Origin of the sequence: Puniceicoccus vermicola (genome assembly GCF_014230055.1) — a bacterium.
GTDB lineage: Bacteria > Verrucomicrobiota > Verrucomicrobiia > Opitutales > Puniceicoccaceae > Puniceicoccus > Puniceicoccus vermicola.
The window spans coordinates 54,874-65,363 of the sequence record NZ_JACHVA010000022.1; the positions used below are offsets into that span (position 1 = coordinate 54,874).

At 51.4% G+C, this 10,490-nt stretch carries 12 protein-coding genes; 8 read left to right on the forward strand and 4 right to left on the reverse strand.

The genetic code is table 11. The features are described from left to right. Window positions 1-23: 23 nt before the first annotated feature. Entirely contained in the window at window positions 24-1,457 is a 1,434-nt protein-coding gene (locus H5P30_RS01910; protein ID WP_185691272.1) for a DUF1254 domain-containing protein, read from the reverse strand. A 1,296-nt stretch (window positions 1,458-2,753) separates the two neighbouring features. Here H5P30_RS01910 and H5P30_RS01915 point away from each other — a divergent pair. The 4 genes from H5P30_RS01915 to H5P30_RS01930 all read left to right on the forward strand — a co-directional run bounded on the left by H5P30_RS01915 (window position 2,754) and on the right by H5P30_RS01930 (window position 5,556). After that, complete coding sequence (locus H5P30_RS01915; protein WP_185691273.1) at window positions 2,754-3,068, forward strand: hypothetical protein; 315 nt, start codon at window positions 2,754-2,756, stop codon at window positions 3,066-3,068. A 414-nt stretch (window positions 3,069-3,482) separates the two neighbouring features. After that, a complete protein-coding gene (locus H5P30_RS01920; protein WP_185691274.1) occupies window positions 3,483-4,475 on the forward strand; it encodes a formylglycine-generating enzyme family protein in 993 nt (330 codons plus the stop codon). 17 nt (window positions 4,476-4,492) lie between these two features. Further along, the gene (locus H5P30_RS01925) at window positions 4,493-5,089 is read left to right on the forward strand and encodes a YdeI/OmpD-associated family protein (protein WP_185691275.1); all 597 of its coding nucleotides are present in this window, start codon (window positions 4,493-4,495) and stop codon (window positions 5,087-5,089) included. Window positions 5,090-5,244: 155 nt separating this feature from the next. Next, window positions 5,245-5,556 (forward strand): hypothetical protein, encoded by a 312-nt coding sequence (locus tag H5P30_RS01930; protein ID WP_185691276.1) that lies wholly within the window; start codon window positions 5,245-5,247, stop codon window positions 5,554-5,556. 179 nt (window positions 5,557-5,735) lie between these two features. Here H5P30_RS01930 and H5P30_RS01935 read toward each other — a convergent pair whose 3' ends face one another. Then, entirely contained in the window at window positions 5,736-6,362 is a 627-nt protein-coding gene (locus tag H5P30_RS01935) for a hypothetical protein (RefSeq protein WP_185691277.1), read from the reverse strand. A gap of 45 nt (window positions 6,363-6,407) precedes the next feature. Between H5P30_RS01935 and H5P30_RS01940 the strand changes: the two genes are divergently transcribed. Genes H5P30_RS01940 through H5P30_RS01955 form a run of 4 tightly spaced genes read left to right on the forward strand, consistent with a single transcriptional unit; the run spans window position 6,408 to window position 9,238 of the window. After that, complete coding sequence (locus H5P30_RS01940) at window positions 6,408-7,571, forward strand: AAA family ATPase (RefSeq protein WP_185691278.1); 1,164 nt, start codon at window positions 6,408-6,410, stop codon at window positions 7,569-7,571. A gap of 12 nt (window positions 7,572-7,583) precedes the next feature. Beyond that, the gene (locus H5P30_RS01945; protein ID WP_185691279.1) at window positions 7,584-8,114 is read left to right on the forward strand and encodes an RloB domain-containing protein; all 531 of its coding nucleotides are present in this window, start codon (window positions 7,584-7,586) and stop codon (window positions 8,112-8,114) included. Between the two features lie 37 nt (window positions 8,115-8,151). Continuing rightward, on the forward strand, window positions 8,152-8,337 hold the full coding sequence (locus tag H5P30_RS01950) for a hypothetical protein (protein WP_185691280.1): 186 nt from the start codon (window positions 8,152-8,154) through the stop codon (window positions 8,335-8,337). Beyond that, window positions 8,321-9,238, forward strand: a complete 918-nt coding sequence (locus H5P30_RS01955; RefSeq protein ID WP_185691281.1) for an AAA family ATPase — start codon at window positions 8,321-8,323, stop codon at window positions 9,236-9,238. Before H5P30_RS01950 ends, H5P30_RS01955 begins: the two co-directional genes overlap by 17 nt. A gap of 55 nt (window positions 9,239-9,293) precedes the next feature. On the opposite strand, the gene H5P30_RS01960 is transcribed toward H5P30_RS01955, so the two are convergent. After that, window positions 9,294-10,121: an IS3 family transposase gene (locus H5P30_RS01960; protein ID WP_185691282.1), complete on the reverse strand. Its 828-nt coding sequence runs from the start codon at window positions 10,119-10,121 to the stop codon at window positions 9,294-9,296. Window positions 10,122-10,208: 87 nt separating this feature from the next. After that, window positions 10,209-10,490, reverse strand: a 282-nt coding sequence (locus H5P30_RS01965; RefSeq protein ID WP_185691283.1) for a transposase, incomplete at its 5' end; no start/stop codon positions are given.

The following is a 10,490-nucleotide window of genomic DNA, read 5'->3' on the forward strand; positions in this document are numbered from 1 at the left end:
TGGATTCTTTGATTGGGCAACGCTCAGTTCACTTTCTCGATATCCGGCAACTTCCAAGTGCTGTTCGTCTTGTCCATGATTGCCGGCTCCGGGCCGTAGACGCGGAACCACGGGAACCACTTTTGGTTCGCAGGCGTGTAGAGCCAGTTGGACTTCTTGCCATTGGGTGGCTTGGGTCCGATGTAAATGTCTACCGATCCGTCGGAATTTTTCTTCAGATCTGCGTCAAGCGAGCTGAGCGTTAGATTCTTGGAGTTGAGAAAGAAGCTTGAGGTTTCCAAGCTGTAAATCGTGATAGACCAAAACTGCTTCACCGGTACATTTGCCGGCACATGCAGTTGGTAATTGTTCTGGCCCTCCAGCGGTTGCCCCTTGCTGTCGAAAAAGGTGCCGAAGTAGAAGCTGTCCCCTCCCGCCTTTACCATCGGGCAGAAATATTGATAGAAGGCGATGGCTCTTGCATCCACACCAAAATAGTCCGGCATCTTCCACTGGAATTCAGTCTGTAGGGTTATTGGAGGGGATGGAAATACCCAGTGGGTGTCCGGCCACCATGGTGTGCCACCGGTGGTGACAGACTCCATCAACCAAGCCTGCGCTTCCGTGGCCGCGCCCTTCAACAGAGTTACGGTGGCTGAGTCGGGCTTAAACTCCTTCCCCTTCTCGATGCCCACGGGGAGGATCATCCCCATCATCTCCATGTCGCGTGGTTTTACCGGCTCCTCGTTCAGCATCCGGGAGAGGCTGGTGAAAAAGGTTTCGTCAAAAGTAACCAATCCGTTGTAGGTGACGTCGGTCATATCGAGGAAACGTTGCGCGGGCGGATTGGCCGCCTCTGACAATGGATACACCTTGAGCTTTTTCACCAGATCATCCCCTGCCTGCACATCTTTCTGATCCTCAGAGGCCAAAATGTTACGCAGCAGGGTAAAGGTGTTGTAGGTTTCGGAACGAACTGGAGTGTAACCGTCTGGCACCTTGCCCTTGTAGTCCGGAGGGAGAACAAGATATTTTCCACCTTTGCCATCCAAGCCCAGGTCTTGAAGCGGCACATACCAGGCGTCTTCGATTGTCCCGTAGAAACTAGATCCTTGGACCGCGGGCGGCACCTCCATGACGACTGGGCCATCCTTCTTCGTATTGATGAAACAGTAGATGTAACGGGTGTTGACGTTGGGTGTGGGAGACTGGTTCTTCCAACTCCCCCCTTGAGGCCACCAGACGATGTCATTGTATTTCGCTTTGCCGTCACGGAAGGCTGCCTGTTTAACTGCATCCTGGGCCACCAACGGCAGTCCCCAGATAACGGCGTCTACAGCCCTGCGCTCCTGCATTCGCTGTTGGAGCGCCTTGGGAGACATGTCGTCCTGATGCGAGGACGCTTGGAGTTGAGGCATCGCGAGGGAAGCCAGCGCGAAAAAGAAAGTCGGCAGAAGATTTTTTCTCAGATTATTCATGTGTACAAGGAAGTCTTGCGGATTTCTAAGATCATACCCCCTGCTCCAAATATCGTCTATAGGACTTAAGGTCATATTTGGGAGCACCTAGGGGAGAAATCTTCAGGAGCCTCCGGATGTCGAGTTGGGGTCAGGATCATTCAAGTCTTGCCAGAAATTTTGGACTGCCCTTCCCCCTAAGGATCGTCGGAGGATGAAAGGATGTCTCTCTCGGAGGCACCCGGCCTTCGCGCAAGGCTACGGCGGGCAGGCCAGGGACACGGAGAGAACCATTCTCCGTGGACTCTGTGCCCGCGCCTCGACTACGCTCAGGGTCGTGAGCCTCTCGAACGATGAGAGAACTGCATTTCGCATCTGACTCTCCTCCAAGGTCTTTGCGTCTCGGCAGGAGACATTTCTCTCCCCACTCGAACCAATCGGCTTAGGCAACCCAATGAACAAGTCCACGAAATCGATACCCCACAGTTTCTATAACCCCCACAGACATAGCCTCTACGTTCGACACTAATATAAATGAGCAATCTAGATATAGATCAATTGGTAGCAGACATCCGAAAACGGTACGATGAATTGACTTCGTCAGATTACAACGAGCGAATTATCGAATCGTTCAAGATGCATGCAGCGTCCTTAGCGAAGTGGTATAACGAGCCAATGGATTATCCCGAAATCTCCGATATTGATTTCCCTGAATCCGTCTATATCGCATACGCAGTTTGCCATCCTGAGTGCAGTGCTAGAGAGTTCGTAGTTGATGGAGGCCCCCAACAATGCCGGCATTGCGGAGCCTCTCTATTTCGCACTGAAGTGGCTCAATACAAGTTCATTAAAAAATGTAATACCGTCGAACCAGACGAGTATACAACCCGAGATTGACCGCATCCCATGTGCTTGATCCCCTTGGTTCTGGTGCATACCGTCCACGGTATCAGAATATGAGTGATACGATAGGACTCTTCTTGGTAGACGTGATGCTTCATGGGTTCTGCTACTATACCGGAAAGGTTATCGTGAAGATTTCGAGCTTAGGACGAGCCTCAGTAGAACCGAGGAGAAGAATCGGAAGAAAGGAAAACGCAACATATCAGGTCGATCATTCTCGAGTTTCAGATGGCTGGCTATCTGCTATCGGATTCATTTTCTGGGTAGCAACTGGCTTCCTGTTCGCCATTTTAAAGTGATGATATTCAGATATCCAGACGACCTAGGCAACCCAGATTTACCGCCCGTGAATTCGACAACCCACAGAGATCTGAACCCGACAGACTGGTCCTCCTAGCCTCACCGTTATCCAGAATGAATGAACTCTTCACAGTCAAAGATCGTTTCAAGATCACAGGAAGAGGCATTGTGTTAATTACTGGAATTTCAGCTGACGAAGACCCGCCAGCATATACCGGACAGAAAATCATTATCGTTTCACCTGACGGGAAAGAAAAAATTGAAACCGAAATCAGAAGCATCGAGTTCGTGCTGCTGAAAGACCAAAATGAAGAGTATGTCGTCCCAATCTGCCTACCCGAAGAAATTGAAAAAGAAACGGTTCAGGTCGGTTCTAAAGTATACTTAAAACCCACAAAGAATATCCCGTCGCACCTGGACAACGCCTAACGGGGTGCCAGAGCTTTAAGTTCGAGAAAGAAAAATGAAGAGCCTCGGATGAGACTCGTTTTTCCGCGATGAATCCAGCGATCCAAACAGAATACCAGCAAGACGGAAGAATCGTTCTCACGGAGGCGCCAAGGTACAGAAGAAAGGGAATTCTCTCCGGGCTCCGTGTCCTCCGCTCATCGACTACGCTCAGGGTCGTGAGCCTGTCGAACGATGAGAGAATGCCTTTTATGTCCGCCTCACCGCTCTTGTCCCGCGTAGCTCGCAGAGCGAAGCAGGTTAGCGGCTTCGCGGCTTCGCGTGAGACCTTTTCCTACTCCGTCTCGAACAAGATGCGTATGCAACCCGGGATCAGCCGCTTGCCTTGTGCTTGATCCACCCGGCTCGGATGCACACCCTCGATCGGCTAAGACAATGAAGACTCTCCTTATAGCGGTATTTTCCATTCTTTATATTTGTGCAGTGCAAGCAGTGTTTGCGGAGCGCTCCAAAGTAATCGACGTGGATCTCGGTGAGGGACGAACGATGAGATTCATTCGAATTTCTCCAAAGAGTATCGGCATCAACTATCCTGACTACTTCATTTCCGAAACCGAAGTCACGAACGCCCAGTTCAAGGCGTTCCTCGATGCAACGAAGAGGCAGAAGGACGACAGGGACGTATTGAAGGCGATCAAGAAACGCAAAGAGAGTGGCGTCTTCTCAACCGGTGATATCCCATACAGCGTTGAAGACGAGAAAACGATTTGGCGTGATGGGAAGTTTCCAAAGGGTCTAGAGGAACATCCAGTGGCTCTCGTCACCCTCCCTGAAGTGACTGATTTCTGCACATGGCTGTCCGATGCCCAAAAGAGTGAAGGTCTCTTCCGTTTGCCCTCGTGGAATGAATGGATGATCTCTGCTTACGGACGCAGCAGAGAGTATCCATGGGGCGATGATTGGGACTCGATAAAAGTGCACATGTCTTTCGGATTCAAGTGGAATAAATTTCCCACTCGCACAGAACCGGTGAAGGCCCGCCCTCAGGGAAGGTCGCCAGAGGGAATTTACGGGCTGCTCGGGAATGTATCTGAATACATTCTGACCGGTGATCCCACAAACGAGAGCTACTTTAATCTCGGTTCTCGATCTATGGGAGGAGGATTCAGCGATGGGAAGTACACCGAAAAAGGGGAAGGCATAGCTCCGAGACAGGATTACTGGGGCTACAGCCACCACGCGACACCTCGCGAATGCGATCTTGGGTTCCGTGTCGTTTTAGATCCAACCAACAACGCTGAGCTTCCGAACCGGACGCGGCTGTTTCAACAGAACGACAGGTCTTGGATGATCACGCCTCAAACCGAAAAGACCGAAAAAGGCGGTGGTGCAAACTCCGAGGCTACGCCTCTCCGTGATACTCCTTAGCGTTCACCCTATATTAAATGCTTTCTACAAAACAAATCCCATCTCCCGATGGCAAAGCAATAGAAGCATTTGCCTCTCAAGCGGTGTTTGAGGAGTGGATCGCGCGGCAAGATGTCGGGCATGAAGGTATTTGGATTCGATTTTTCAAAAAGAACAGCGGCGTCGACTCGATCACGTATGCGGAAGCACTCGATATTGCCCTATGTTACGGGTGGATCTACGGCCCCGTACGCAGCGCTGATGATATTTCATGGATTCACAAGTTCGTCCCTCGACGCCAGTGCAGCGTGTGGTCACAGATCAATAAGGAACATATTGCTCGTTTAACCCGCGAAGGGCGTATGAAGCCCCAGGGCACAAAACAGGTAGATGCCGCGAAAGCCGATGGGAGATGGGATGCCGCCTATGCGTCATCATCGACTTTCGAGATGCCCGAATATTTCATGACGGCGCTGAAACAGTCTCCGAAGGCTTACGATTTCTATATGAAACTGCCGAAGTCGTATCGCTATCACATCTACTATCAGCTTCAGTCAGCCAAAAAGGCGACGACGCGGTCCTCCAGAGTCGCGAAATTCCTGGATATGATGGAACGCAAAGAGAAACCAAGATGAGACAATCCTCTGAAGGAAAGATACGCCCAAACAAGGCGCTGCAGTACCCCCTAGACGCCGATCGACCAACTTTGTACCCCGTCCAACATGCATCGGATCACCCTCAGCCTACGTACGCGAGCTCGGGATTGCTGAGCTTTGCACTCAGCCAAAGAATGAAGAAGACCATTTTCGCAGTCATATTGATCTTAGGTCTTATCGGCCATGCGTTTTGGCCTGCTGAGTATCAAAAAATAAAGAGCCCTGACGGTAGATTTGAAGCCACCGCCTATTACCACAGGTATAAAGAATGGCTTCCGCTGTCTCCGGGCCAAGGCGGCGACAAATCCGGCTGGATCAAAATCGAATCACTCTCAGGAGAGAATTTTGGAGACCTCAAAGTCGATAGGATTTCCAGAATAAATGAAATTGAATGGACGCCAGGAACCGCCGAGATCAAACTTCTTGGCACCTGGAACCTCGAATAACCATCAAGCTAGGACGCTACAAGCTCGGTCCTGCCACAGAGGACGCTCGCCTGGGGCACCCCTTGGCACGAGAGATCGTGAGCCGCGCTGCCGATACCGAACCGCCTCGCTGTAATCTGACTTTCGACTACACAAATTGCCCGCTTCAAGTCTCCATCCTGAAGAGCTTCGTCGGTAAATCAGGGAACCTTGTCCTGACGAAACTCACCATCGACAGCGCCGAGACCTAAGACCACCTCATCTGGGCCGACCGCGCAGACGACGGTACGACCCTCGACTCTGAGAAGTGCTATAGCCTTTTCTCCATTCCTGCCACGATTGAAGCAGCCAACAATGACCCAGCCGATCTCAGCGAGCTGACCGAATCTGCCCCCCAATCGATTCTCGCTCAAATTGCCGAGCAGAACGCTAACTACTTCGACGAAGAGATGGACAAACTGGAACGCTGGGCCGACGACCGCAAACGCAGCCTCGAAATCCAGATCAAAGACCTCGACGTTGAGATCAAGACCCTCAAGACCGTATCCCGCAAGCCGACAAAGCTGGAGGACAAGGCCAAAGCCAAGCGACAGATCAAGTAACCGGAGCAAAAGCTCACGGATTTCCGCCGTCAACTCTTTGATGCGAAGGACGCCATCGACCAAGACAAGGACGGACTCCTGAGCGAAGTCGAAGAGCTCCTTAAGCAAACGACCCAGCAAACCACACTCTTCCAGATCAAGTTTACCATTATTTAATACCCCGCAAAACCCAAAACAAAACTTGAAATCGTCAATATTTTGCCGATTATTGATTTTATGATCCATTCACTGGCCATAAATAACTTCTCATCTTTCCACGAATCCACATTTGTGGAGTTTACTTCTGGTCCAAAGGCAGGAGATCGGAAGATCTTTCTTTCGTCCGTGCTATCGGATGTCTCCATCAACTCAGTTACGGGCGTATTCGGAGCCAATGCCTCGGGCAAAACCAACCTGCTCAAGGCCATTGCCTTCCTGCGCTACTTCATTCTGGATTCCGCCTCAGAGAAGCCTGACTCCAAGATTCCCGTCGAACCCTTCCATTTTACGGAAGGCGCGGCAGAACGCCACAAGCCGATATTCTTTCAACTGGAGTTCGAGTATGAGGAAAAGCTTTATCGCTACGAGTTGGAGATTTCTCACCAAAGAGTGCAATTCGAGGCTCTTTTCCGCAAGGATCAGCGCTTCCGTTATCTCTTTGAGCGTTCGTGGAAGCCAGCGAAGGGCGATTACGAATTCAAGCACCAGGACATCGGCCCGTCCAAACAAGTCGCACAGCGGGAAAACGCTTCCTTCATCGCATCCGCAGTGCTCCAAGAGCATGAATTCGCCAAGTATATCTCAGGCTATTTCAAGAAGTGCTACGTCAACGTCCACCTTTACGGGCGGATGCCCACACATGACCCAGAGTCAACTAATATCATCAAGGCCACCAACTACTTCTCAAAGCATGAGAACTACCTGAACACGGCCATCCGCCACATTGCTTTCGCGGATACGGGCATCAGCGACATTGAGTTGGAGCCCTTCAAATTCATCGACGAAGAAGGCAAGGAGCAATCCTTGCTCCTACCCATGGCCAAACACCAGGTCGAAGGGCATGACTACAAACGTCCGCTCATGACAGAGTCGCGCGGCACCCAAGCCCTTTTCGTCCTGCTTCGCTACATCCTGCCCGTATTGGAAACAGGCGGCGTTGCCGTCATCGACGAGTTTGAAACGGGGCTGCACTCCCATGTGGTCAAATACGTGGTCGAGCTCTTTTACTCCAAGAAGACCAATCCGAAGGGGGCTCAGCTCATTGCCAACTTCCATACGGACTACCTGCTGCAATCGACTCTGGAGAAATACCAGATCGTCTTCACCGAGAAGGACCCAGATACCCAGTCCACCGAGGCCTGGCGCTTGGATAAGGTCAAGGGAGTCGCCCGCAACGCCAACAACCACTATGCCAAATACCACGCAGGCGCGTATGGCGGCATTCCCAACCTCTGATTCGAAGAAACGATGTCACGCAGTAATCCTTTCAATCAGAAGACCCGCCAGATACAGCACACTACCCTGATCGTAGTTGAGGGCGACACCGAACTCGCCCTCGTCAAATACCTCAGGGCGCTCTGCGGAAGGAATTGCGGCACAAGAGTCTCCCCTGAAAACGCCCATGGAGGCAGCGGCGATGTCGTGTTGGAGATGGCTATCAAGCTGGGTAAGGATTTCGATGCCCGTGCTTGCATTTATGACATGGACCGCGCCCCAAAGCTCAAGAAGCACATCCGCAAAGCCAAGCAACTCGGCATCCACGAGATCAAATCCACCCCGTGCATCGAGGCGTTGCTCCTAGAAATCCTCGGAGAGAAAGTCCCCGCTTCTACCGATGATTGTAAGCGGGCGATGCAACGTATCCTCGGGGAAGACAGCCTTACCGAAATCCCCACCTTTGAGAAGTATTTCCCGAAGGAGCTGATCGAACGACGCAAGTCAGAGGTCCCCCAACTCGACGTGCTCATGGGGCTGATTAACCGTAATTCAAAAAAGTAGAGCGAATTTTATAAATAATTAAAACCGAACATTTGATATGAAGCTCCCGAAACAAGCTGCCGAAAACATCACAAAGGCACTGACATCCGTAAGTCTACTAGAGGAAGCTACCGCAAAGGAAGTAGTCGATGCCCTGGATGGCCAAAAATCAGTGAATTGGAACATCATTCTGACCAAACAATTTAAGGCCGAGAAAGGAGATCAAGATGAAGTTGAGTCTTAAAGCATTCCGCGGGGTCAACGACTCGTTTGAGGTTAAGTTCGATACAAATCAAAACCTCACAGTCCTTTACGGTGAAAATGGGAGTGGCAAAACTACGATATCTGATGCCTTGGAATTTGTAGTCGATGGCAAAGCTGGGTCCCTGGAAGACAAATCTTTGGATGGAAAGGCGCGACTGCCCCAGTTAGTCAATGCTCAAAGAAAGAAGGCTGACCTTTCTGTGTCTTTGGAAATTCATAACAAAACGCGCTCTGCAACACTACCAGCCTCTAAGGTAGTTCATAGCGGAGAACTGGATCAGCAATTTAAGGTTCTTAGTAGAAAGAATATTACAAGACTGATCGAGGAGGAGCCAGCAAAGCGCTTCAGTAGAATTCAAGACTTCGTTTCCATCCCTGTCCTTGAGCGTGAAGAAAAGGCTCTCAATGCTCTTCTTCTCGCCGAAAAGAAAATTTTCGACAGTCAATCCAGGCTCGTCGAGCAAGCACATGAAATACTTGAAGAGTTATTCACCGAGCATGCCGACAAAACCAAGTATGGTGACCGACAAAAGGACTGGAAAGAAGACATCCTCAGCGAGAGCGAGGAGACAATCACGGAACACCTCAATCTCCTTCAGGAACTCCACCAACAAGTCAAGCGTCTACGTGCTGACTTCACGCCTCTAGGCGGAAGCTACCCTGCCGTAAAAATGGCTCAGAGAACCTTTGATAATGAGACTAAAGCCCTCACCAAACTAATAGCAGATCACAGTGGGGACTTGGCCAAGGCTTTCAAAACCCTTAAACATGCGAAAGGCTACTTTGAAAAAACCGAGACCGACATCTGTCCAGTCTGTGACACGGAGGTCGGTCATGATTCTCTTGTTGAAAAGGTCAATCAGAAACTCGACTCTCTCTGATGTGTCCTGAGATCGCTGGACAGAGGATTCCTTTATTTTCTTCGTGTTATGATGTTTAGTTGTAGTTGATGCAAGCCGGTAGGCTTGTGTGATTGCCCCCCATGGGGGGCGCGATTTTTTCCTCGAATTGGATCGGGCTCTTGTAGCCCAGAGAGGAGTGTTTTCTGAATCGGTTGTAGAAAACTTCGATATACTCGAAGGCATTGCTTCGGGCAGTGTCTTCATCGAAGAAGACCTCATCGCCAACTGTTGAGGTCTTATACCGCCCGTAGAAGGATTCCTGGGCGGCGTTGTCGTAGCAGTTCCCCTTGGCGCTCATGCTTTGTTTGATCCCGAAGCTCTCCAACATGTTCTCATAGTCGTAGCTGGCGTAGGTGCTACCCCGGTCGCTGTGGTGAATGAGGCCCTCGGGCAGCTCGCCGCCTCGGGTCAGGACGGCGCACTGCAGAGCCTGGCAAACCAGCTTTGAATCGTTGCGGGAGGAAACGCTCCAACCGATGATCCGCCGACTGTACAGATCCATCACTGTTGCCAGATAACACCAGCCCCGCTGGACGCGCAGGTAGGTCGTATCGGCTACCCAGACCTGATTGCAGTCGTCCGGCTTTCCGAGTTCGCGCAGCAAGTTGGCGCTGTAGCCGAAGTCGTGCTTGCTGTTGGTGCCAAGGGGCTTGAAGCCCTTCGTTTGTCGACCTTCGATCCCCAGCTCCTTCATCAACCGTAACGTCCGGTCGCGGCCACAGCCGAGATCCTCGTCCTTGAGGTGTTCGTGGATTGGGCGGTGGCCGTAGCGTCCACGGGCTTGCCGGTGCAACTCGGTAATCCGTCCCTTGAGAGCCGCAGCGGTTACTATGACTGGCAGGCTCGCGAGCCTGCCAGTCATAGTAACCGCTGCGGCTCAGTCCGAAACACTCGCACAGCTCGTCTACTCCGTAGCGAGCCTTGTGATCCTCTATAAACCGATAGCGCATCACTCGGGGTTGCTGAAGTAGCCCACCGTTTTTTTTAGTATCTCGTTCATCCGCTTTTGCTTGGCCAGCTCCTTGCGGACCTGGGCCAGCTCCTCGGCCATCGCCTTCGGACTCTGTGCACCCTCGGGAGCCTCAGCCTCCAAATCATCCAGGTGCTTCTTCCTCCAGCTATACAGCATCCCCTCGGGAACACCAAGCTGCTCGGATACCTCCTTCACCGGTGTACCTTCAATTATGATCATCTTGACTGCCTCTTTTTTGAACTCGGCAGTGTAGCGGCG